Source organism: Micromonospora sp. NPDC049836 (genome assembly GCF_044465125.1).
In the GTDB taxonomy this organism is placed as follows: domain Bacteria; phylum Actinomycetota; class Actinomycetes; order Mycobacteriales; family Micromonosporaceae; genus Micromonospora.
Map to the genome: position 1 here is coordinate 1 of NZ_JBITLH010000022.1, position 23,334 is coordinate 23,334.

The 23,334-nt window shown below is 76.5% G+C and carries 16 protein-coding genes and 1 pseudogene; 14 read left to right on the top strand and 3 right to left on the bottom strand.

Annotated elements, in window-relative coordinates:
- Nucleotides 1-176: 176 nt before the first annotated feature.
- On the bottom strand, nucleotides 177-1,967 hold the full coding sequence (locus ACIBPB_RS32115; protein WP_396843035.1) for a hypothetical protein: 1,791 nt from the start codon (nucleotides 1,965-1,967) through the stop codon (nucleotides 177-179).
- A gap of 57 nt (nucleotides 1,968-2,024) precedes the next feature.
- On the opposite strand from ACIBPB_RS32115, the pseudogene ACIBPB_RS32120 reads away from it, so the two are divergent.
- A pseudogene (locus tag ACIBPB_RS32120) lies at nucleotides 2,025-2,664 on the top strand (hypothetical protein); the annotation flags it as partial.
- 592 nt (nucleotides 2,665-3,256) lie between these two features.
- Nucleotides 3,257-4,252: an HAD-IIA family hydrolase gene (locus tag ACIBPB_RS32125; protein ID WP_396843058.1), complete on the top strand. Its 996-nt coding sequence runs from the start codon at nucleotides 3,257-3,259 to the stop codon at nucleotides 4,250-4,252.
- A gap of 14 nt (nucleotides 4,253-4,266) precedes the next feature.
- Here the strand turns inward: ACIBPB_RS32125 and ACIBPB_RS32130 are convergent, their stop codons facing one another.
- Entirely contained in the window at nucleotides 4,267-4,602 is a 336-nt protein-coding gene (locus ACIBPB_RS32130) for an SCP2 sterol-binding domain-containing protein (RefSeq protein WP_357327984.1), read from the bottom strand.
- 113 nt (nucleotides 4,603-4,715) lie between these two features.
- On the opposite strand from ACIBPB_RS32130, the gene ACIBPB_RS32135 reads away from it, so the two are divergent.
- The 5 genes from ACIBPB_RS32135 (at nucleotide 4,716) to ACIBPB_RS32155 (ending at nucleotide 11,869) form a co-directional block, all read left to right on the top strand.
- Complete coding sequence (locus tag ACIBPB_RS32135; protein WP_396843036.1) at nucleotides 4,716-5,432, top strand: phasin family protein; 717 nt, start codon at nucleotides 4,716-4,718, stop codon at nucleotides 5,430-5,432.
- Nucleotides 5,429-5,686, top strand: coding sequence for a hypothetical protein (locus ACIBPB_RS32140; protein ID WP_396843037.1), 258 nt, complete (start codon nucleotides 5,429-5,431; stop codon nucleotides 5,684-5,686). The genes ACIBPB_RS32135 and ACIBPB_RS32140 overlap by 4 nt, the downstream gene beginning before the upstream one ends.
- Nucleotides 5,687-5,709: 23 nt before the next feature.
- Nucleotides 5,710-6,555 carry a TlyA family RNA methyltransferase gene (locus ACIBPB_RS32145; protein ID WP_396843038.1) on the top strand — a complete coding sequence of 282 codons (846 nt, stop codon included), beginning with the start codon at nucleotides 5,710-5,712 and terminating at the stop codon, nucleotides 6,553-6,555.
- Nucleotides 6,552-7,436: an NAD kinase gene (locus tag ACIBPB_RS32150; protein WP_357327996.1), complete on the top strand. Its 885-nt coding sequence runs from the start codon at nucleotides 6,552-6,554 to the stop codon at nucleotides 7,434-7,436. Before ACIBPB_RS32145 ends, ACIBPB_RS32150 begins: the two co-directional genes overlap by 4 nt.
- A 698-nt stretch (nucleotides 7,437-8,134) precedes the next feature.
- Entirely contained in the window at nucleotides 8,135-11,869 is a 3,735-nt protein-coding gene (locus tag ACIBPB_RS32155) for a S8 family serine peptidase (protein ID WP_396843039.1), read from the top strand.
- A gap of 223 nt (nucleotides 11,870-12,092) precedes the next feature.
- Here ACIBPB_RS32155 and ACIBPB_RS32160 read toward each other — a convergent pair whose 3' ends face one another.
- Nucleotides 12,093-13,076 carry a helix-turn-helix domain-containing protein gene (locus ACIBPB_RS32160; RefSeq protein WP_396843040.1) on the bottom strand — a complete coding sequence of 328 codons (984 nt, stop codon included), beginning with the start codon at nucleotides 13,074-13,076 and terminating at the stop codon, nucleotides 12,093-12,095.
- A 93-nt stretch (nucleotides 13,077-13,169) separates the two neighbouring features.
- On the opposite strand from ACIBPB_RS32160, the gene recN reads away from it, so the two are divergent.
- The 7 genes from recN to ACIBPB_RS32195 all read left to right on the top strand — a co-directional run bounded on the left by recN (nucleotide 13,170) and on the right by ACIBPB_RS32195 (nucleotide 23,311).
- The gene (gene recN / locus ACIBPB_RS32165) at nucleotides 13,170-14,927 is read left to right on the top strand and encodes a DNA repair protein RecN (protein WP_396843041.1); all 1,758 of its coding nucleotides are present in this window, start codon (nucleotides 13,170-13,172) and stop codon (nucleotides 14,925-14,927) included.
- Between the two features lie 118 nt (nucleotides 14,928-15,045).
- Nucleotides 15,046-16,224: a putative cytokinetic ring protein SteA gene (steA, locus tag ACIBPB_RS32170; protein WP_396843042.1), complete on the top strand. Its 1,179-nt coding sequence runs from the start codon at nucleotides 15,046-15,048 to the stop codon at nucleotides 16,222-16,224.
- 27 nt (nucleotides 16,225-16,251) lie between these two features.
- Nucleotides 16,252-17,193, top strand: a complete 942-nt coding sequence (locus ACIBPB_RS32175) for a copper transporter (RefSeq protein ID WP_396843043.1) — start codon at nucleotides 16,252-16,254, stop codon at nucleotides 17,191-17,193.
- A 62-nt stretch (nucleotides 17,194-17,255) separates the two neighbouring features.
- The gene (locus ACIBPB_RS32180; protein ID WP_396843044.1) at nucleotides 17,256-18,119 is read left to right on the top strand and encodes a hypothetical protein; all 864 of its coding nucleotides are present in this window, start codon (nucleotides 17,256-17,258) and stop codon (nucleotides 18,117-18,119) included.
- 1 nt (nucleotide 18,120) lies between these two features.
- Nucleotides 18,121-19,815, top strand: a complete 1,695-nt coding sequence (gene murJ, locus ACIBPB_RS32185; RefSeq protein ID WP_396843045.1) for a murein biosynthesis integral membrane protein MurJ — start codon at nucleotides 18,121-18,123, stop codon at nucleotides 19,813-19,815.
- Nucleotides 19,812-20,945, top strand: coding sequence for a glycosyltransferase family 4 protein (locus tag ACIBPB_RS32190; protein WP_396843046.1), 1,134 nt, complete (start codon nucleotides 19,812-19,814; stop codon nucleotides 20,943-20,945). The genes murJ and ACIBPB_RS32190 overlap by 4 nt, the downstream gene beginning before the upstream one ends.
- Nucleotides 20,945-23,311 (top strand): hypothetical protein, encoded by a 2,367-nt coding sequence (locus ACIBPB_RS32195; RefSeq protein ID WP_396843047.1) that lies wholly within the window; start codon nucleotides 20,945-20,947, stop codon nucleotides 23,309-23,311. Before ACIBPB_RS32190 ends, ACIBPB_RS32195 begins: the two co-directional genes overlap by 1 nt.
- The last annotated feature ends 23 nt before the right edge of the window (nucleotides 23,312-23,334 follow it).

The window sequence follows — 23,334 nt, forward strand, 5'->3', positions numbered from 1 at the left end:
AACATTCCGAACCCGGAAGCTAAGCCCTCCAGCGCCGATGGTACTGCACTCGGGAGGGTGTGGGAGAGTAGGACACCGCCGGACAATCTTTCAGTCGAGGGCCGCCCCAGTAGGGTCGGCCCTCGACTGCGTTAGCGTCCGGACCGGACGCAATGAGGAAGGATGTACCCGTGAGTTCAGGACCGCAGGGCGGAGATCGCCCCCGCCGCGACGAGGACCGCGCCGACCGCCGGCCGGGGCGCGACGACGCCCGCCGCGACGATCGTCCGTCGTACCGGGGCAGCCGCGACGACCGCCCGGGCGGCGGCTCGCGGGGCGGCTCCGGCGAGCGCCGGGAGGGCGGTTTCCGCAGCGGTGAGCGCCGCGAGGGTGGTTTCCGTGGTGGCGACCGCCGTGAGGGCGGCTTCCGTGGCGGTGACCGCGAGGGCGGCTTCCGGGGCGGCGACCGCCGTGAGGGTGGCTTCCGTGGCGGTGACCGCGACGGTGGTTTCCGTGGCGGTGAGCGCCGCGACGGTGGTTTCCGTGGTGGCGACCGTCGTGAAGGCGGCTCCGGCGGTGAGCGCCGTGAGGGCGGCTTCGGCGCCGACCGTCGTGAGGGTTTCCGCGGTGGTGAGCGTCGCGAAGGTGGTTTCCGTGGCGGCGACCGCGACGGTGGCTTCCGCGGTGGCGACCGTCGTGAGGGCGGTTTCCGTGGTGGCGAGCGCCGGGAGGGCGGCTTCCGCGGTGGTGACCGCGAAGGTGGCTTCCGGGGCGGTGACCGTCGTGAGGGCTTCCGTGGTGGTGACCGCGAGGGTGGTTTCCGTGGTGGCGAGCGCCGGGAGGGCGGCTTCCGCGGTGGTGACCGCGAAGGTGGCTTCCGGGGCGGTGACCGTCGTGAGAGCTTCCGTGGTGGTGACCGCGAGGGTGGTTTCCGTGGTGGCGAGCGCCGGGAGGGCGGCTTCCGCGGTGGCGACCGCGAAGGTGGCTTCCGAGGCGGTGACCGTCGCGAGGGTGGTTTCCGTGGTGGCGACCGTCGTGAGGGCGGTTCCAGCGGTGAGCGCCGTGAGGGCTTCCGTGGCGGTGACCGTCGCGAGGGCGGGTTCCGGGGCGGCGACCGCGAGGGCGGCTTCCGCGGTGGTGAGCGTCGCGAGGGTGGTTTCCGCGGTGGCGACCGTCGCGAGGGCGGCTTCCGGGGCGGCGAGCGCCGTGAGGGCTTCCGTGGTGGTGGTGACCGCGAGGGCGGCTTCCGCGGTGGTGAGCGCCGCGAGGGTGGTTTCCGCGGTGGTGAGCGCCGCGAGGGTGGTTTCCGCGGTGGTGAGCGCCGCGAGGGCGGTTCCGGTGGTGAGCGCCGTGAGGGCTTCCGTGGCGGTGACCGCGAGGGCGGCTTCCGGGGCGGTGACCGCCGTGAGGGCGGGTTCCGTGGCGGCGACCGCGAGGGCGGCTTCCGCGGTGGCGAGCGCCGTGAGGGCGGGTTCCGTGGCGGCGACCGTCGCGAGGGCGGCTTCCGGGGCGGCGAGCGCCGTGAGGGCGGTTCCGGCGGTGAGCGCCGTGAGGGCTTCCGTGGCGGTGACCGCGAGGGCGGCTTCCGTGGCGGTGACCGCCGTGAGGGCGGATTCCGGGGCGGCGACCGCGAAGGCGGCTTCCGCGGTGGCGAGCGCCGCGAGGGCGGCTCCGGCGGTGAGCGCCGTGAGGGCTTCCGGGGCGGTGACCGCGAGGGCGGTTTCCGGGGCGGTGACCGTCGTGAGGGCGGGTTCCGGGGCGGCGAGCGCCAGGGCTTCGGCGACCGGCCGCAGCGCGAGGACCGGCGGCCGGGCGGCGGTTACGGCCCGCAGCGCGAGCGGCGGGACGAGCAGATCGACGGGCGTTCGGGCGAGCGCGTGGCGGAGCCGACGCTGCCGGACGACGTGGTCGCGACCGACCTCGACTCGACGGTACGGGCGGAGCTGCTCTCGCTGGCCAAGCCGGTGGCGGAAACCGTCGCTCGGCACCTGGTCGCGACCGGCCTGCTGATCGACGAGGACCCGGCCGAGGCGCTGGCGCACGCGATGGCGGCCCGCCGGCTCGCGTCGCGGATCGCTGCGGTGCGGGAGGCGGTCGGGCTGGCCGCGTACCACGCCGGGGAGTGGCAGACGGCCATCGCCGAGCTGCGCACCTACCACCGGATGAGCGGGCTGCAGAGCCACCTGGCGGTGCTGGCCGACTGCGAGCGGGCACTGGGCCGCCCTGAGCGGGCCATCGACCTGTTCCGCGGCGCGGACCGGGAGAAGCTCGACCAGGCGGTCGCCATCGAGCTGCTCATCGTGGCGGCCGGTGCGCGAGGGGACCTCGGGCAGAAGGACGCCGCCGTGGCGATGCTCCAGGTTCGGGAGCTGACCAGCGACTCGTCGGAGCCCTGGGCGGCGCGGCTGCGGTACGCGTACGCGGACGCGCTGCTCGCCGTGGGGCGGCGCGAGGAGGCGCGGGAGTGGTTCTCGCGGGCCGCCGACATGGACTCCGAGGGTGAGACGGACGCTGCCGAGCGGCTGCTCGAGCTCGACGGTGTGGTCATCGAGGGAGACGACGAGGACGCCGAGGAACTGGCCGCCGGACCCGGTACGCCGGGGGCCGTGCCGGCCCGCCCGGACGCGTCCTTGACGGCCGACGACGACCGTCACGGCGATGCCGACGACGACGACCTCGACGACGAGGACGAGGACGACGACGACCGCGACGACGAGGACGACGACGACCGCGACGACGAGGACGAGGACGACGACGACCGCGACGATGACGACGACCTCGACGACGAGGACGACCTCGACGACGAGGACGAGGACGACGACGAGGACGACGACGAGGACGAGGACGACCTCGACGACGACCGCGACGAGGACGACGACGAGGACGACCTCGACGACGCCCGCGACGAGGACGACGACGACCGGGACGACGAGGGCGACGACCGCGAGGACGACGACCTCGACGGGGACGCCCGGCTGAACGCCGACACCACCGACGCCATCGCCGCCGGCAGCGACGCGGGCCCGGGCGCCGAGGCGGCCGGGTACCGGGACCGGAACGCCACGGACCTCGGCGACGACGAGCTGACCGAGGCGCAGGCCCGCTCGCTGGCCGCGGACACCAGCGCCGCCGCCGTGGACGCCACCGGGGACGCTCGCCAGGGCGCGGACGAGGGCGGCGAGACGCCGGAGGCGGAGCGCCGGTGACCGGGAGCGCCGGGGAAGCCGGTCCCGATCCGGACCGCGGGGAGCGCGGCCGGAGCGGGACGGGCGGGCGGTTGGTCGACGGGTACGCCCTGGTCGTGTTCGACCTGGACGGCGTGATCTACCTGATCGACCGGCCGATCCCCGGCGCCGTGGAGGCGGTTGGCCGGCTGCACGCGGAGGGCCGGGCGGTCGCGTACGCGACGAACAACGCCTCGCGCCGCTCCAGCGAGGTGGCCGACCTGCTCACCGGCATGGGCGTGGCGGCCCGGCCGGAGGAGGTGCTGACCTCCGCCGCGGCGACCGCGGAGCTGCTGCGCGACCGGCTGCCCGCCGGCTCGGCGGTGCTGGTGGTCGGGGCGGAGGCGCTGCGGGCGGAGGTGCGTGCGGTCGGGCTGCGTCCGGTCGCCACGGCTGACGAGGCGCCGGCCGCCGTCGCCCAGGGCTACGGGCCGCAGGTCGGCTGGGCCGAGCTGGCCGAGGCGTCGCTGGCGGTCCGGGCCGGCGCCCCCTGGTACGCGACCAACACCGACCGGACCCTGCCCAGCCCGCGTGGCCCGCTGCCGGGCAACGGCTCGCTGGTGGCGGTGCTGCGCACCGCGCTGGACCGGGACCCGGACGTGGTGGTGGGCAAGCCCGAACCGGCGTTGTTCACCACGGCGGCCCGCCGGGCCGGGTCGGGGCGCACCCTGGTGGTCGGTGACCGGCTGGACACCGACATCGAGGGCGCGGTCCGGGCCGGGCTGGACTGCCTGCTGGTGCTCACCGGGGTCAGCGACGTACCCGAGCTGCTGGCCGCTCCCGCCGGGCGCCGGCCGACGTACGCCTCGCTGGACCTGGCGGGGCTCTTCGACCCGACGGCGGTGGTCCGGGTGCCGGGTGCCGCGGACGCCGGTGGGTGGTCGGTCACGGCGACCGGCGACGGCCTGCTCCTCGACGGCGCCGGGCACCCGCTGGACGCCCTCGCGGCGCTCTGCGCGGTGGCCTGGTCGGCGGACGCCGGTGCCCAGGTCCGGGCGGCCTCCCCGGCGGCGGGGGAGGCCCTCGCCGTGCTCGGCCTGGTCGACTGACCGGGCGCAGCCGGTCAGAGCAGCTTGCGAAGCTTCAACAGGTCGAACGGGTTGGCCTTGATGGAGACCCGCCGGGAGGCGACCGCCTGGGTCACGTCGAGCCGGCCGTGCACCAGCGCCACCAGGTCGTCGCTGCCGGTGCTGAGCGCGATCTTGGCCTTCGGGTCGTCGCCGTCGGTGAGGTCGACCAGCCGCCCGCCCTCGAGCCGGCCGTGGAACGCGGTGTCCAGGTCGGTGATCCGGCAGGCCAGGGTGCGGTCCAGGTCGATGCGGCCCTGCGTCTCGGCGTGCCGGTCCAGCCGGGCGGCCAGATCCTGCAACGCCTGCCGGCACTCGTCCACGCTGGCCACATCGTCTCCTCGTCACGCGCCACGCCGTTCCCCGGCACCGTACCGCAATGGGGCGTCCCAGGCGCCCGGTAGCGTGACACCTGCACACCCCGCCCCGCGGAAGGGACTCAGGCATGCAGGACGCGTGGCGCGCCTACCTCGAGCTGGCCATGGGCCTGACGGAGGCGCCCCGGAAGAAGGCCCAGGACGCCGTGCGGCGCGTCGTCGGGCAGGGCGGCGCGACCGCCGCCCAGCTCCAGTCGCTCGCGGAGGAACTGGTCTCCACAAGCCTTTCCAACCGGGAGGCGCTGACCAAGCTGGTCCGCTTCGAGGTCGACCGGGCGTTGGGGGCGGTCGGCCTGGCCACCGCCGACGAGGTCGCCGAGCTGACCCGCCGGGTGCACGAGCTGGAACGGCAGCTGCGCGAGGCGAAGACCGGCGGTGGGCCGGCCCCCGCCGCGCGCCCGGCCGCCCCGTCCGCCGGGCTGCCACCGGCCGCCGAGACGGCCGGATCCGGCGAGGTGGCCGAGGAGCCGACCGGCGCCGAGGAGCCGACCGGCGCCGAGGAGCCGACCAGCGCCGAGGAGCCGACCAGCGCCGAGGAGCCGACCAGCGCCGAGGGGCGGAGCAGCGCTGAGAAGCACGCGCCGGCCGGCGGGGCGCCGGTGTCCGCGCCCCCCGTGCCGGCGCCGACCAAGGCGGTGGCGAAGAAGGCCGTGGCGAAGAAGGCGATCGCGCGCAAGCCGGCCGCCACGGTCGCGCGTACCCCGGCGGAGGATTCGCCGGCGGCGCCGGTCCGCCCGGCCAGGAAGGCCACCGGCCGCAAACCGACCGGCGGTGACGAGTCGTGACCGCGCCGTACCGTCCGGGTCCGCCGCCCGGCCCGCGTCCGGGTCCGCCGCCCGGCGGTGCCCGGCCCGGCCCGCCCCCCGGGGTGCGGCCCGCGCCGGCCGAGGAGATCGGCGAGGGTCGGCACCCGGCGGTCGACGCCGCCGTGCAGGCCATGATCAACGCCGAGGCGCTCTCCCCGGCGGACCAGATCGCCCAGTACGAGGCGGCGTACGAGACGCTGCGCGAGACCCTGGCCAGCATCGACCAGGCCTGAGCAGAGGCGGAGCAGAACCACCCATGGCACGTCGTACCCGGCTGGATGCCGAACTCGTCCGCCGCGGCCTGGCCCGCTCCCGGGAGCAGGCCGCCGCGCTGGTGGCGGCCGGCCGGGTCCAGCTGCGCGGGGTGCCGGCGCGCAAACCCGCCGCGATGGTCGACCCGGCCGACCCGCTGCTGGTCACCGGCGAGGACCCCGGCACGGAGTACGTCTCCCGGGGCGGGCACAAGCTGGCCGGCGCGCTCGCCGCGTTCGCCCCCGGCGGGCTGGCCGTCGCCGGCCGGCGCTGCCTGGACGCCGGCGCGTCCACCGGCGGCTTCACCGACGTGCTGCTGCGCGCCGACGCCGCCGAGGTCGTCGCCGTCGACGTCGGCTACGGGCAGCTCGCCTGGTCGCTGCGCACCGACGAGCGGGTGCACGTCTTCGAGCGCACCAACGTGCGTACCCTCACCCCGGAGGCCATCGGCGGCCCGGTGGACCTCACCGTCGCCGACCTGTCGTTCATCTCGCTGCGGATCGTGCTGCCGGCGCTGGCCGGCTGCACCCGCCCCGACGGTGACCTGGCGCTGATGGTCAAGCCGCAGTTCGAGGTCGGCAGGGAGCGGGTCGGCGCGGGCGGCGTGGTCCGGGATCCGCGGCTGCGCGCCGAGGCGGTGCTCGACGTGGCCGCCGCCGCCGCGCAGCTCGGGCTGGGCCTGGCCGACGTCGCGGCCAGCCCGCTGCCCGGGCCGAGCGGCAACGTCGAGTTCTTCGTATGGTTACGCCGGGACGCGCCCCCCGCGGACCCGGAGCGGGTCGGCGCCGTGGTGGCCGCGGGCCCGCAGGGATTCCCGTCGGAGCCCACGACCGAGGAGGTGTCCGGGTGAGCCGAACCGCGCTGCTGGTGACGCACACCGGCCGTCGACGCAGCACCGAGCACGCCCGCGCGGTGGCCGCCGACCTCATTGCCGCCGGTTTCGAGGTACGGGTGGTGGCCGAGGAGGCCGACGACCTGGACCTGCCCGGCGTGGTGCCGGTGACCGGGCCGGAGGCCGCCGAGGGAGCCGAGATCGTCTTCGCGCTGGGCGGGGACGGCACCTTCCTGCGCGCCGCCGAGCTGGCCCGGCCGGCGAAGGCACCCCTGCTCGGCATCAACCTGGGCAAGGTGGGCTTCCTGGCCGAGGCCGAGATCGACGACCTGGACAGCGCGGTACGCGACGTGGTGGGGCGCAACTACACGGTCGACGAGCGGCTCACCCTCGACGTGACCGCCGAGTTCGAGGGCGGCCCGACCATCGAGTCGTGGGCGCTCAACGAGATCAGCGTCGAGAAGGGCGAGCGGGCCCAGATGCTGGAGCTGCTCGTCGACGTGGACGGTCGCCCGCTGTCCCGGTACGGCTGCGACGGCGTGGTCTGCGCGACCCCGACCGGTTCCACGGCGTACGCGTTCTCCGGCGGCGGACCGGTGGTCTGGCCCGAGGTGGAGGCGTTGCTGCTGGTGCCGATCAGCGCGCACGCGCTGTTCAGCCGCCCGCTGGTGACCGCGCCGACGTCCACCTTCGTGATCACCGTGGACCCGTTCACCACCCTGGCGGTGCTCTGCTGCGACGGCCGCCGGGTCTACGACCTGCCGCCGGGGGCGCGGGTCACGGTGCGCCGGGGCACCCTGCCGGTGCGCATCGTCCGGCTCAAGGCGCGGCCGTTCACCGACCGGCTGGTCGCTAAGTTCGACCTGCCCGTGCAGGGCTGGCGCGGCAGCCGTCGCTGATCCGCCGCTCAGCGGGTGGCCGGTCGCCCGGGTGACGACGCGAGCCCGCCGCGGCGCCGGAACCCGCCCGCCGTCGGCGATTCGGAGTACCCGGGTGGCGCGCCGGTCGGGTTACGGTAGGAGCCTCCCTCGACGGCGACGTGCCGGCGCGGGCTCCCGGCACCGGCCGGGCGGCCCTGCCGACGGCGCCCGCCGCCGGGGCCGGCAGCGCCGTCGGTCGACGGCCGTCGGAGCGTACGGGCTGCGTTGAGGTGGAGTCCGGGCGGGGCGCGGTGAGGCCCGTGGCCGCCCGGACGCGCGGTCCGGCGGTCGTGGCCCTGGCCAGGGGGTGGTCGGGACCGCGACGGTCGGGGTGCTGGACGAGTCGTGACCGGCCGCGGCGGGCGGACCGGACGGCCGGACCCGGTGCGGGTTTCGACCCCGCCCGGGTGCTCGGCCCGGTGAGCCGACGTCGGAGGAAGCGGCGGCTCAGCGGCCGACCGGCGAGTGGCTCGTCCGGCACCCCGACATCGACCGTCCCGCTCGTTGCGCCCGGCAACCGGCCGGACACCCCGCGGCGGCCTCCCGGCCCGCCCGTGTCCACCTGGCGACATGTCGCCGATGCGGCGGCCCGCGGCTAGTGACCGTCGATGATCTCCGTCGCAGACTCCGATCGGTCGACCTCCCACGGTCGAACCTGGAGCAGAGGAGCGCATCGCATGCACTGGCCCCCACGCTGGCTGACCGCCGGCGCGGTCGGCGCGCTGGTCGTCGGACTCGCCGCACCGGCGTCCGCCGCCCCGCCCGCCCGCCCCACCGGCCCGACCCCGGCCGCCGCCGCACCGGGCGCCGCGCCCGCCCGGATCACCCTGATCACCGGGGATCAGGTCGATCTGGTCCAGGCCGCGCCCGGCCGGGTCGCCGCCACCGTCCACCCCGGTCCCGGCCGGGAGCGGATCACCTTCCACACGGTGCAGGCCGACGGCCGGATGCGGGTGCTGCCCAGCGACGTCGTGCCGTACGTCTCCGCCGGCGTCCTCGACGCCAACCTGTTCGATGTGGAGGAACTGGCCGCCGAGGGCTACGGCGACGCCACGCAGGCCGCGTTGCCGCTGATCGTGCGCTACCGGGAGCCGGCCGCCGGCCGGGTCCGGTCGCTCGCCGGCGCCACCGCCGCCCGGCCGCTGGCGAGCATCAACGGCGCGGCGCTGCGGGTCGGCAAGGGCGACCTCGGCGCGCTGTGGACGACGCTGCGCGGCGCGCCGGAGGCCCGCGCCGCCGCCGGCGCGCCTCGACTCGGCGCCGGCATCGCCCGGGTGTGGTTGGACGGGCGGGTCCACGCGGACCTGGAACACAGCGTGCCGCAGATCGGCGCCCCGGCGGCCTGGGCGGCCGGCCGGGACGGCAGCGGCGTCCGGGTCGCGGTGCTCGACACCGGCGCCGATGCCGGCCACCCCGACCTGGCCGGCCGGATCGCCGGGTCGCAGGACTTCACCGGCGGCGGCAGCGCCCGGGACGGGCACGGCCACGGCACCCACGTGGCCGCCACGATCGCCGGCGGCGGCGCCGCCTCCGGCGGGCTGCGCAAGGGCGTCGCCCCCGGTGCCAAGCTGCTGATCGGCAAGGTGCTCGACGACGGCGGCAGCGGCTACGACTCGCAGATCATCGCGGGCATGGAGTGGGCCGCCCACTCCGGCGCGAAGGTGGTCAGCATGAGCCTCGGCGGTCCCGCCACCGACGGCACCGACCCGATGAGCCAGGCGGTCAACGACCTCACCGCCGAGACCGGCGCCCTCTTCGTGATCGCCGCCGGCAACGAGGGCGGCGCGGCCACCGTCGGCAGCCCGGGCGCGGCCGCCGCCGCGCTCACCGTCGGCGCGGTGGACCGCGACGACAACCTGGCCGACTTCTCCAGCCGGGGCCCGCGCCTGGGCGACAACGGCGTGAAGCCGGAGATCACCGCGCCGGGCGTCGGCATCGTCGCCGCCCGCGCCGCCGGCACCACCATGGGTACGCCGGTGGACGACGCGTACACCCGGGCGTCGGGGACGTCGATGGCGACCCCGCACGTCGCCGGAGCGGCCGCGATCCTCGCCCAGGAACACCCGGACTGGACCGCGGGCAAGCTCAAGGACGCGCTGGTCAGCACCGCGAAGACGAACCCCGCCCGGACCGTCTTCGAACAGGGCGGCGGCCGGGTGGACGTGGCCCGGGCGCTGGGCCAGCGGGTGTACGGGTCGGCCACCGCCGACTTCGGCCGGCTGGACACCGGCGCCACCGGCACCGACCGGAACGTCACGTACAGCAACGGCACCTCCTCCCCGCAGACCCTGCGGCTGTCGTTGGAGCTGCGCAACGTGGACAGCGGCGCGGCCGAGCCGGACGGGGTGTCGCTGGACGCCACCGAGGTGACCGTGCCGGCGGGGGGCAGCGTCCCCGTCGTGCTGCACGCCGACCCGGCGAAGCTGGACCGCGGCGTGTACGGCGGCTGGCTGGTGGCCACCGGCGCGGACGGTGTCGCGGTGCGTACCGCCGTCGGGCTGACCCGCAGCGGCCCGCTGCACCTGGTCACCTTCGAGGCGCTGGACATGCAGGGCAAGGAGGGCCTGGCGCCGGTGGTGACGCTCTTCGGCGAGCACCCGGAGTCCGACCGCCTCGGCTCGATCTTCTTCATCGGCATGCAGTGGCAGGTGCAGGTCGAGGAGGGCCCGTACCTGGTCGAGGGCCTGATCGAGCACGGCGCCCCGCTGGACGAGCAGCTCACCCTGGTCACCAACCCCGAGCTGATGGTGGACCGCGACCTGACCGTGGTGCTCGACCCGCGCAAGGGCACCCCGGTGCGGATCGAGACGCCGAAGCCGACCGAGCAGCGCGCGGTGCTCAGCTGCTACGAGCACCGGGTCTTCGGCAACGGCCGGCAGATCGACCACGGCATCATGGCGTTCAGCACGGTCCAGCAGCTGAACGTCACGCCGACCCGGCCGGTACGGGACGGCGAGTTCGAGTTCGCCTCCCGCTGGCAGCTCGTCGCGCCCATGGTGGACGCCCGGGTCAGCACGGTCGCCGCGGCCCCGGACGTCAACCTGCTGGGCCTGTCGCCGGCCCCGACCGGCCGGCGGAAACTGCCGCTGGTCTGGGCGGGTGACGGCACCGCCGCCGAGCTGGCCCGCGCCGGGGTCCGCGGTGCGGCGGCTCTGGTCGCCGGCAGCTACGACCGGGCCGAGGAGGACCAGATCGCCGACGCCGCGGCGGCCGGCGCCGCCGTGGTGCTCATCGTGCGCCCGGCGGACCGCAGCGCGTGGACGGTGTGGCGGCCCGACGGGGACCGGCTGCCGATCCCGTCGCTGGTGGTGGCGTACGACGACGGGCCGTCGATGATCCGCGCGGCGAAGGCCGGCGGGGCCCGGCTGGACCTGACGCTGACCGTCGACAGCCCCTACCTGTACGACGTGTGGCAGGTGTCGAAGGGGCGGGTCCCGGAGCGGATCGTGCACCGGGTGACCGCGGACAACACCGCCGAGGTGACCGCCCGCTACGCCGACGCCGGCGGGCTGGACTGGGCCAGCGAGCAGCGGTTCGGCTGGCGCCCGTGGCAGGAGTACTCCTGGAACGACGACCAGCGGATGGTGCGTACCGGCACCACCCGGCAGGAGTTCGTCAGCGCCGGGGACTCCTGGTGGCAGCAGCGGGTGCTGCACCGGCTCACCTGGTCCTGGGGGCAGCTGCTCGGCGGCCTCACCCAGCAGCCGCGGCGGTACGCGGCCGACGACCGGCTCACCGAGACCTGGCACGCCCCGGTGGTCCGGCCGGCCGTACCGGCCGGCGGCGCGCCGGTGCCCACCCGGGCCGGTGACACCCTGGACCTGCGGGTGGCCGAGTTCGTCGACGCGGACGGCCACTACCGATCGGCCGGGTACGGCGAGGAGCAGGACTCGGTGCGGGCCCGGCTGAGCCGGGACGGGCAGCAGATCGCCGACCTCTCCGCCGGTTGGCCGCTCGTGGTGACCACCCCCGGTGCGGCCCGTTACCGGCTGGACCTGACCACCGAGCGTTCCTCGGACGAGTGGCGGCGGGCCACGCGTACCGAGACGGCCTGGCAGTTCACCTCGGCCCGCCCGGACGGGGACGCCGCCCGGCCGCTGCCGCTACTCCAGGTGGACTACCAGGTCCCGGCGGACCTGCGCGGCCAGGTGGCCGGCGGCCACCCGCACCAGGTGGGGCTGCGGCTGCGCCAGCCGGCCGGTGGGTCGACGCTCACCGGCGTCGGCGTCCGGGTCGACGTGTCGTTCGACCACGGGCAGCACTGGCGGGCGGTGCGGGTGACCGGCTCGGGGGCCCGGTTCACCGCCCTGGTGCCGGCCGGGCGGGGCACGGTGTCGCTGCGCGTGCACGCCGCTGACCGGGCCGGCAACACCGTCGACCAGACCGTGCTCGACGCGTACGGCCTGCGCTGAGCCGACGTCCGCGCGGGGCCTGTCCCGCGCGGACGTCCTCGGAGGTCCGTCCGGGGTGCCCGCCTTCGGGTGGCGGGCGCCCCGGGCGGCGCCGGCACGGCCCGCTGCCCGCGGCGCCGGCCACCCGCCGTCCGGCGCCGCCGCGCGGCGGCCGGCTGCCCGCGGCGCCGGCGATCCGCCGTCCGGGGTCGCCGCGCGGCGGCCGGCCCGGGGCGAGGGTGGGTCAGAGCCAGCCCCGGCGGGCCGCCTGGAAGGCGAGTCCCGGGCGGGTGTCCACGCCGGCGACCGCCATCAGCTCGGCCAGCCGGCGCTGCACGGTGCGCCGGCTCACCCCGAGCTGGGAGGCGATGGACTTGTCCGGCACGCCGGCCACGAAGAGCGACAGCAGCCGGACCTCCTCGGCGTCGGGCCGGTAGCCGTCCGCGTCCCGGTCCGCCGGCGGGGCGGCCGGGCTCAGCGGCGTGGCTATCCGCCAGTAGCTCTCGAAGAGGGCGACCAGGGCGTCGAGGAGTTGGCTGCGGCCGATCACCGCGGCGGTGGGTTCCCCGCCGCCCCGCTCGGGGACCAGCGGGCAGATGGCCGTCCGGCCGTCGACGACCGCCAGCCGGACGGGCAGCCGGTCGTGGACCCGGGCCTGCTCGCCGGCGCGTACGCCCCGCTCGACGTCCTCCAGCGCGTCCGGCTCCAGGAGCATCTCGCGTTCGTAGACGGCGCGGTAGCGGACCCCGCGGGCCAGCGCGTCGAACTCCTCGAGGTTGTCCTGCCCGGGCATGGCCAGCGGGTTGGCCCGGCAGAACCACAGCACCTCGTGGCGGGCCCCGTTCTGCAGGTCGCGCAGGCGTTCGCGGAGCGCCCGCGCCCCGGTGACCACCTCCACCAGGTGGCCGGCGTCGTGCCGCCGCACGCCGGCCCGGTACTCCTCGGTGAGCTGGGTGACCGCCGCGCGGGCCGCCTCCAGCGCCGCCTGGCGGCGCAGCAGCGCCTCGCCGAGCGGGCCGTCGGGTGCCAGCGGCCGCAGCGGCGCCTCGGGCTCCGGCCCGGGCGGCGGCACCAGCCCCTTGGCGCGCAGGGCGTCGAGCTGGGCGAGGATCTCCGCGCGCGGGCGGCCCAGCCGCTCGGCCAGTTCGTCGACCCGCGCGGTGGTGAGCTGCACCAGGCAGCGGTAGAGCTCCTCCTCGCCCGGGGTCAGGCCGATCACGTCCAGCACGGGGCAGAACTGTACGACGCCGCCGGCCGGCGTCCACAGCCCGCACCGTGCCGGCTGGCCAACTGTCGCAGGGCGCGTCTACTGTCGGGTGCTGTGCTGGAGGAGCTGCGCATCACCGGACTGGGCGTCATCGAGGACACCACGCTCCCGTTGACCGGCGGGATGAACGTCATCACCGGCGAGACCGGTGCCGGCAAGACCATGGTGGTGACCGGCCTCGGGCTGCTCTTCGGCGGCCGGGCCGACGCCGGGCGGGTGCGGGCGCAACCGGGTCGCGCGGTGGTGGAGGGGCGGCTGCGGCTGGCCGGCCGGATCGCCGAGGCGGTGCACGCCCGGGTCACCGACGCCGGTGGCGAGCCCGACGAGGACGGCTCGCTGCTGCTGAGCCGGACGGTCACCGTGGAGGGTCGCTCCCGGGCGCACCTGGGCGGCCGCAGCATGCCGGTGTCGATGCTGGGTGAGGTCGGCGAGCAGGTGGTGGCCGTGCACGGCCAGTCCGACCAGCTGCGGCTGCTGCGCCCGGCCGAGCAGCGGGCCTCGCTCGACCGGTTCGCCGGCCCCGAGCACGAGAAGCTGCTCGACGCGCTGCGCGAGTCGTACACCCGGTGGCGGGCGGTGGTGGACGACCTGGCCGACCGGCGCCGCAACGCCCGGGAACGCAACCAGGAGGCGGACCTGCTCCGCCTCGGCCTGGACGAGATCACCCGGGTCGACCCGCAGCCGGGCGAGGACGACGAGTTGAAGACGGAGGCGCAGCGGCTGGAGCACGCCGAAGGGCTGCGCACCGCGGCCCAGGTGGCCCAGCAGTGCGTGGCCGGCGGGCTGGAGGCGGCCGACGACACCCCGGACGCGACCAGCCTGCTCGGCACCGCCCGGCGCACCCTGGAGGGGCAGGCGGGCACCGATCCGGCCCTGGGTGAGCTGGCGCTGCGACTGGAGGAGGCGGCCACCCTGGTCGGCGACGTCTCGGCCGAGCTGTCGGCGTACCTGGCCGGGCTGGACGCCGACCCGGCCCGGCTGCAGGCCGTCTACGAGCGGCGGGCCGCGCTGCGCGGGCTGACCCGCAAGTACGCCGACGACGTCGACGGGGTGATCGCCTGGGCCGAGCGGGCCCGCAACCGGCTGTCCGACCTGGACACCTCCGACGACCTCCTCGACGAGCTGGACAAGGAGGCGGCGCGGCTGGCCGCGGAGGTGGCGGAGCTGGCCGGCCGGGTCTCCACCTCGCGACAGGAGGCGGCGGTCCGCTTCGCCGAGCAGGTCACCGTGGAGCTGGCCGGGCTGGCCATGCCGCACGCCCGGATCGACGTGGCCGTGCTGCCCCGGCCGGCCGGGCGGGCCGAGCCGAGCCTGCCGGTCAACGGCGTCGAGGCCGGCGTCGGCCCGGACGGCGCCGACGAGGTGGAGTTGCGGCTGCTGGCCCACCCGGGCGCGCCCGCGCTGCCGCTGCAGCGGGGGGCGTCCGGCGGTGAGCTGTCCCGGGTGATGCTCGCCATCGAGGTGGTCTTCGCCGGCTCGGGCGGGCCGCCGACCCTGGTCTTCGACGAGGTCGACGCGGGCGTCGGCGGGCAGGCGGCGGTGGAGATCGGCCGCCGGCTGGCCCGGCTGGCCCGCAGCCACCAGGTGCTCGTGGTGACCCACCTGCCGCAGGTCGCCGCGTTCGCCGACCGGCACCTGGTGGTGGCGAAGGACACCGGGGGAGCGGTCACCACCAGCGGGGTGCGGGTGGTGGAGGACACCGAGCGGGCCCGGGAGCTGGCCCGGATGCTGGCGGGTTTGCCGGATTCGGATCTGGGTATCGCCCACGCCGAGGAACTCCTGGCCGTGGCGGCCAAGGAAAGGCGTCCGTGACCCGGGGTTTGTGACCGCAAGCACACCGGCATGCGCTCCGGTGTGCTTCCCTGGGTAGGCGGCCCTGCTCAGGCATGTCGCGACAGCAAAACCTGCCTCACATGCCAGGATGGTCACGATGCGTCTACCCACGTTGCGCCGGAACCGGACCGCGGAGCCGGGCTCGGTCATCGGCACCGCGCGCCTCGACCGCCGGACGAAACGGCTGGTCGGTCGGCTGCGGCCGGGCGACATCGCGGTCATCGACCACGTCGACCTGGACCGGGTGGCCGCCGACTCGCTGGTCGCCGTCGGCGTGGCCGCCGTGCTCAACGCGAAGCCGTCGGTCTCCGGGCGGTACCCGAATCTCGGGCCCGAGGTGCTGATCGCCGCCGGCATCCCGCTCCTGGACGACCTGGGCGAGAGCGTCTTCGAACAGATCCGCGAGGGCGACCTGGTCCGGATCGAGGGCAACACGGTCTTCGTCGGCGACGAGCCGGTCGCGCACGGTGCCCTGCAGGACGCCGAGACAGTGGCGAAGTCGATGGCCGACGCCCGGGAGGGTCTGTCGGTGCAGTTGGAGGCGTTCGCCGCCAACACCATGGACTACCTCAAGCAGGAACGGGACCTGCTCCTCGACGGCGTCGGGGTGCCCGAGATCCAGACCGAGATCCAGGGCCGGCACTGCCTGATCGTGGTCCGCGGCTACGACTACAAGGCCGACCTGGACGTGCTGCGCCCGTACATCCGCGAGTTCAAGCCGGTGCTGATCGGCGTGGACGGCGGGGCGGACGCCCTGGTCGAGGCGGGCTACACCCCGGACATGATCATCGGGGACATGGATTCGGTCACCGACGACGTGCTGCGCTGCGGCGCCGAGGTGATCGTGCACGCCTACCCGGACGGCCGCGCGCCCGGTCTGGCCCGGGTCGAGGGCCTGGGCGTGCCGGCCATCACCTTCCCGGCCGCGGCGACCAGCGAGGACCTGGCCATGCTGCTGGCCGACGAGAAGGGCGCCTCGCTGCTGGTGGCCGTCGGCACCCACGCCACGCTGGTCGAGTTCCTGGACAAGGGCCGGGGCGGCATGGCCTCGACCTTCCTGACCCGGTTGAAGGTGGGCGGCAAGCTGGTCGACGCCAAGGGGGTGAGCCGGCTCTACCGGCAGAGCATCTCCGGCTCCTCGCTGCTGCTGCTGGTCCTCTCGGCGGTGGCCGCGCTGGCCTCCGCGGTGGCGGTCTCCACCGTGGGGAAGGCGTATTTGGGCGTGGTCTCCGAATGGTGGGACAATTTCGTGTTCCAGCTCGGCCAGCTCTTCTAGCCCACGACCGATCAAGAGGCTGCAAGCGTGATCAACTTTCGCTACCACGTGGTGTCCCTGACCGCGGTCTTCCTGGCGCTGGCGATCGGCCTGGTGGTCGGCACGGCCGCCCTCAACGGGCCGGTCGCCGACTCACTCAAGGAGACCGTCAACTCGCTGCGCAAGGACAACTCGCAGATGCGCCAGTCGGTCAACAGCCTGCAGAAGGAACTGGACATGGAGGAGGACTTCGCGGCGGAGATCGCCCAGGTCCTGCTCCCCGGCAAGCTGACCGGCCGGCGGGTGCTGGTGCTGAGCCTGCCCAGCGGCCGGGACCACACCGACGGCGTGGTGAAGATGCTCGAGCTGGCCGGCGCCAACGTCACCGACCGGATCGACGTGCAGGACAAGTTCATCAACCCGGACAGCAACAACAACCTGCTGGAGCTGGCGGTCACCGCCGCCCGCCCGAACAGCGTCCCCACCGCCGGCCTGCCCAGCAACAGCCACGGCGTGGAGACCTCCAGCGCCCTGCTCGCCAACGTGCTGCTGGACCGGCCGGCCGGCAGTCCGCCGGTCACCGACGCCGACCGCCGGGCGGCGGTCCAGGCGTACGCGACCGCCGGCTACCTGAGCCCGGCGGACAAGATCTCCGGTCCCGCCGAGGCGGTCGTGCTGGTCACCGGGCAGCCGTACGTGGACAAGGACTCGGCGAAGAAGGACGAATCGGTGGTGAAGATCGCCGAACAGTTCGACCGGACCGGCGCGATCGTGGTCGGCGGGATGGGCTCGGCCGGCGGCAACGTGGTCGCCGTGGTCCGCGGCGACCCGGTGCTCGCCCAGACCATCTCGACCGTCGACAACGCCAACACCGTGCAGGGCCAGCTCGTCACCACGCTCGCCCTGGTGCAGCAGCTGACCGAGAAGAAGGCCGGCCAGTACGGCGTCGGTGACAACGTCCAGGGGCTGCTGCCTAAACTGCCCCAGTGAGCGGCGGGCCGGCTGTCCGGTCTGCCGCACATCGCGCTGGGTATCCGAATCGGAGGGGTCACGTGGGACTGGGTCGGCTGCTGGCCGTCGGGGCGGGTGTGGCCGCCGCCCGTTACGTGCTGCGGGAGGTACGCAACTCGCCGGGCGCGCCGGCCCTGGAGCGCACCAACTTCCGCGGCCGCACCGTCACCCTGGCCGCCGGGCCCGCGCTGGCCGTCGGCGCGGCCACCGCGGGCGCGCTCGGCGCGGGCAGCGCCCCGGCCGGGGCGGCCGCCCTGCTCGCCGGCGTGGGCGCCGGCAGCGTCGGCCTCTACGACGACATCGTCGGCGCGCGCCCCGAACAGAAGGCCGCCAAGGGTTTCGCCGGGCACCTCGCCGCGCTGCGCGAGGGACGGGTCACCGCCGGGCTGGTCAAGATCGTCGGGGTCGGCCTGGCCGGTCTCGGCGCGGCCGCGCTGCTCGCCGCCGACCCGCGGGTCGCCGCGCACCCGCGCCGGCAGCGCGCCGGCACCCTCGGCCGCGGCCTGGACGTGCTCCTCGGCGCCGGCGTGGTGGCCGGCACCGCCAACCTGCTCAATCTGCTCGACCTGCGGCCCGGCCGGGCGCTGAAGTCCGGCATGCTGCTCGGCGCGCCGCTGTCGACCGGCCCGTCCGGCGGCATCGCGGCCGGCGCGGTCGGTGCCGCCGCCGCGCTGGTCCGCGAGGACCTCGACGAGCGGGTGATGCTCGGCGACAGCGGCGCCAACGCCCTCGGCGCGCTGCTCGGGGTGAGCCTGGCCGCGCGGACCGGCCCGGCCGGCCGGGCCGGCGTGCTCGCGGTGCTCGCCGCGCTCACCGCCGCCAGCGAGAAGGTCAGCTTCACCCAGGTGATCCAGCGGACCCCGGGGCTGCGCGAACTCGACCAACTGGGCCGGCTCGCCGACTGACGTGACGAAACCGGCACCCCTCGCCGGCGCCGGCCGGCTGGCCGGAGCGGCCGCCCTCATCGCCGTCCTCACCGTGGCCAGCCGGCTCGCCGGCTTCGGCCGCACCGCCGTCTTCACCTGGACGCTCGCCCCCAGCGACCTGGGCGGCGCGTACGTGGTGGCGAACAACCTGCCGAACTTCATCTTCGAGATCGTCGCCGGTGGCGCGCTGGCCAGCCTGGTGGTGCCGCTGCTGGCCGGCGCCGCCGAGGCCGGCGACCGGCGGGCGGTGGCCGCCACCACCGGCGCCCTGCTCACCTGGGTGCTCGCCCTGCTGGTGCCGCTGGCCGTGCTGGTCGCGCTGCTGGCCGACCCGCTGGTCGCCCTGCAGGGTTCCGGCCTCGGCGAGGCGCAGCAGCAGGCCGGGGCGCGGATGCTGCGGCTGTTCGCCCCGCAGCTGCCGCTCTACGGCGTCGGCATCGTGCTGACCGGGGTGCTGCAGGCGCACCGGCGGTTCGCCTGGCCGGTGCTCGCTCCGCTGCTGTCCAGCGTCACCGTCATCGCCGTCTACCTCGGCTTCACCGCCGCGGAAGGGCGGCTGGCCACGGTCGGGCAGGTGAGCGGGGGCGGCGAGCTGCTGCTCGCCGGCGGCACCACCCTCGGTGTCGTGGTGCTCTCGCTGTCGCTGCTGATCCCGCTGCGGGCGCTGCGGCTGCCGCTGCGGCCGGGCTTCCGGTTCCCTGCCGACGCCCGGGCCCGGGTCGGCGGGCTGGCCGTGGCCGGGCTGGTCACCGTCGGCGCCCAGCAGATCGCCCTGATGGTGGTGCTCAACCAGGTCTCCTACGGGTCGACGGCCGACCCGGGCATCTACAACATCGCCCAGACGATCTACTTCCTGCCCTGGTCGGTGCTGGCCGTGCCGCTCGCGGTGGCCGCGTACCCGACGCTCGCGGCGGCGCGGGCGGCCGGCGACGAGCGGACCTACCGGCGCACCCTCGCCCCGGCGGTACGCGGGGTGGTGCTGTTCAGCCTGCTCGGCGCCGCGGCGCTGGCCGGCACGGCGATCCCGGTCGGGCACCTGTTCTTCGCCGGCGACGCGGCGCGCACCGCGGCGGCCGGGATCGCCGGCTTCGCCCCCGGACTGCTCGGCTACGGGCTCTTCGCGGTGCTCACCCGGGCGCTCTACGCCCGCGGCGAAGCCCGGGCGGCCACCGCCGCCACCGCGGTGGGCTGGCTGACCGTGCCGGCCCTGGCCGTCCTGCTCGGTCCCGCCCTGCCCGTCACCGACCGGGTGCCGGCGATGGCGCTGGCCACCTCCGGCGGCATGCTGGTGCTCGGCGGGCTGCTGATCGCCGCCGTGCTGCGCTCCGCCGGGCGGGCCGCCCTGGCCGGTGTCGGCCGGGCCGGCGCGGCCGGGCTGCTCGCCGCGGCCGTCGCCGGCGCGGCCGGTGCGGCCACCTCCCACTGGCTCGCCGGCCTGGGCGACGGCACCCCGACGAAAGTCGAGGCGCTGCTACAGGGCATGCTGTCCGGGGTCGTGGTGGGCGCCCTGTTCCTCGCCGTCGCCTGGTCGACCGACCGGCGCGACGTGCAGCCGCTGCTGGCCGCGGTGGGCCGCCGGCTGCGGCGGCGACGCCCCCCGGGTGGGCCCGGCGACACGCCGGAGGAGGGGCGCGGCTCGGGACGGGGCGACGGGAAGGAGAGCATTTCCTCATGACGGACGCCTCGTCGGCACTGCACTGGCCCGGCTCGGTGGCCCTGGTGCTCGCCTCCAGCACCGGCGGGGTCGGCCAGCACGTCCGCTCGGTGGCCCGTGGGCTGGCCGAGGCGGGCGCGTCCGTGCTGGTCTGCGGCCCGGCCGCCACCCAGGACCAGTTCGACTTCACCGGGGTCGGCGCGCGGTTCACGCCGGTGGAGATCCCGGCCAGCCCCACCCCGGCCGACGCGCGCGCGGTCACCGCGCTGCGCCGGGCCCTCGCCGACACCCCGGTGGACGTGGTGCACGCGCACGGGCTGCGGGCCGGCCTGGTGGCCGTGCTCGCCCGGCCGGCCGCGCCGCTGGTGGTGACCTGGCACAACGCCGTGCTGGCCGGCGGCCTGCGCGGTGGGCTGTCCCGGCTCGTCGAGCGGATCGTCGCCCGCAACGTCCGGGTCGCCCTGGGCGCCTCCGCCGACCTGGTGCAGCGGGCCGCCGCGCTGGGCGCCGCCGACGCCCGGCTCGCCCCGGTCGCCGCGCCGACGCTACCCGCGCCGCGCCGCCGCCGGGCCGCCGTCCGCGCCGAGTTCGGGGTCACCGCCGACCGCCCGCTGATCCTCTCGGTGGGCCGGCTGCACCCCCAGAAGCGGTACGACGTGCTGATCGACGCCGCCGCCCGGTGGCGTACCCGGCAGCCGGCGCCGGCCGTGGTGATCGCCGGCAGCGGCCCCGCGTACCTCCAACTGGCCGCCCGGATCTCCGCGGCCCGGGCCCCGGTGACCCTGCTCGGGCACCGCACCGACGTGGCCGACCTGCTCGCCGGGGCGGACCTGGCCGTGGTCACCAGCGACTGGGAGGCCCGGCAGCTCTTCGCCCAGGAGGCGCTGCGCGCCGGCGTACCCCTGGTGGCGACGGCCGTCGGCGGCCTGCCCGAGCTGGTCGGCGACGCCGCCGTGCTGGTGCCCGCCGGCGACGTCGACGCGGTCGACGCGGCGGTGCGCGACCTGCTCGACGACGGCACGCGCCGGGCCGAACTGGCCCGCCGGGCCACCGACCGGGCCGCGGCCTGGCCGACCGAGGCCGACACGGTGGCCGCGCTGGCCGCCCTCTACGCCGAGCTGGCGCCCGAGCCGTCCACGGAGCGCCGGTGATGCTGCGCAGACTGACCCCGGTCCTGCTGACCCTGGTCGTGGTGGCGCTCGGCGTCACCGCGCTGGCCGCCCGGCCGGACAGCGGCGCCCCCGCCCGCAGCGCCGACTTCGTGGTGCTGGTCGGGGTGGCCGGGCTGCGCTGGGACGACGTGGACCCGCAGAGCACTCCGACGCTGTGGCGGATGGCCGAGGCGGGCTCGATCGGCTCGCTGTCCACCCGCTCCGCGCACCGCCCGACCTGCCCCGTCGACGGCTGGCTCACCCTCGGCGCCGGCAACTACGCCGCCTGGAACGGCACCCGCCGGGTCGGCGGCTGCCCGGCCGCCGGGGTGACCGTCGAGCAGCCCGACGGGATCGGCGCCAACCTGCCCGACCAGGAGAGCGTGGTCGCCTACAACCAGGACCGGCTCTCCTGGGGCACCACCCCCGGGGCGCTGTCCGAGTCCGTGCGCTGCTCGGTGGCGGTCGGGCCGGGCGCGGCGGTGGCCGCCGCCCGACCGTTCGGCCGGGTCGACCGGTACGCGCCGGTCCTCCCCGCCGACCCGGCCGGGCTGCTCGGCTCGTGCGTGCTCAGCATCGTCGACCTGGGCACCGTCGACGCCGACGCCCCGGCCGTCCGGGCCGCCCAGGCCCGGCAGGCCGATGCCCAGCTCGCCCGGGTGCTGGCCGCCCGGCCGCCGCGCTCGCTGGTGCTGGTCGCCGGCGTCTCCGACACCGACGGCGCGTCCCGGCTGCACGTCGCGGTCGCCGACGGCCCGGGCTGGGAACGCGGCTGGCTGACCTCGCCGAGCACCGCCCGGGAGGGCTACCTGCAACTGGTCGACCTGGCCCCCACCGCCCTGGCCACGCTGGGCCGCCCGATGCCCGAGCGGCTCTTCGTCGGCCGCCCCGCGGTCTCCGTCGGCGGCCGCCCGGCCGACCTGCGGGCCGCGATCGACGCGCCGGCCGACGCCGACCGCGAGGCGGGCGCGCAGCTACGCGTCGCCGGCTGGTTCTTCACCCTCCTCGCCGCCGCCCAGGTCGCGCTCGCGGTGGCGGTGCTGCCGCTGCTGCGGCGGGCCCGCCGGCACGCCGGCCCGCACGGGCCCGAGCCGGTCTCCCGCCGGGTGGTGGCCGCCGTCGAGCTGCTGCTGATCGCCGCCGCGCTCGCCGTGCCGGCCGCTCTGCTCGCCGACGCGGTGCCCTGGTGGCGAGGCCCCCACGCCGGCTGGTGGTTCGGCGTGGTGACCGCCCTGCTGACCGTCGGCGGCACCGCCGCGGTCCGGTTCAGCCCCGGGCACGGCAGCACCCTCGGCCCGCTCGGCGCGGTCGCCGGGCTGGCCACCCTGGTCGTCGGCGTGGACGTGGTCACCGGCTCCCGGCTTCAGCTCAACGGTGTCGTCGGCTACTCCGCGCTGGAGGGTGGCCGGTACGCCGGGCTGGGCACCGTGGGGCTGGGGGTGTTCGTCGCCGGTGCGCTGCTCACCGGCGGTTGGTTGGCCCAGCGGGTCCGCCGCGCCTGGCGGCCGATGGTGATGGTGGCCGTGGCCGGTGGCGCCGTGGTGGTGGTCGGCAGCCCCTACCTGGGCGCGGACTCGATCGGCGCGATCGCGCTGACGGCCGGCGTGAGCGTCGCCGCCGCGATCTGCTCCGGCGGCTGGCTGACCGTGAGCCGGCTGGCCTGGGCCACCATGGCCGGCCTCGCGGTCACCATCGGCTTCGCCGTGGTCGACCTGCGCCGCGCGGAGGCCGAGCGGGGCAGCGTCGGCCGGTTCCTGGCCGCCCTCGGCGACGGCACCGGCGGGCTGACCGTGCACCGGGCCAGCACCGCCAACATGGAGACCCTGGTCAACAGCCCGCTCACCCTGCTCGCCCTGGCCGGCGCGGCGCTGGTCTGGTTCGCGCTGCTGCAGCCCTGGGGCGGGCTGATGCGGCTGTTCGGCATCTACCCGGCGATCCGGGCCGCCATGGCCGGCACCGGCGTGGCCGCCGGCCTCGGTGGGGTGCTCGGCGGCTCGGCCCTGGACGTGGCCGGCGCGGCCGCCGCCCTGGTGGTGCCGATGGCCGCGCTGGCCGCCCTGCGGGTGCTCGACCACTCCACCGACCGCACCCTGCCCGGCAACGGCCGGCCCTGGGACGAGGGCCCGGTCGGCCCGGCCGGTGGCCCCGGCGGTGGGGGAGACCACCCGGGCGGCGGCGCGACCCCGGACGCCGAACCGGGCGCCCCGGCCCGCCCGGACGCCGCCGCCGGACCGGACGGCGACCCCGGGGACCCCGACCCGGCCCGCCCCACCGCCCCCGCCGGGCGGCAGGCCGCCGGCGCCGGACGCCCGCCCCGGGTGCCGGCGCAGGCCCGTCCGGCATCGACGGAGGTGCCCACCGCCTGAACCGGACCGGGTTTCACGTGCCC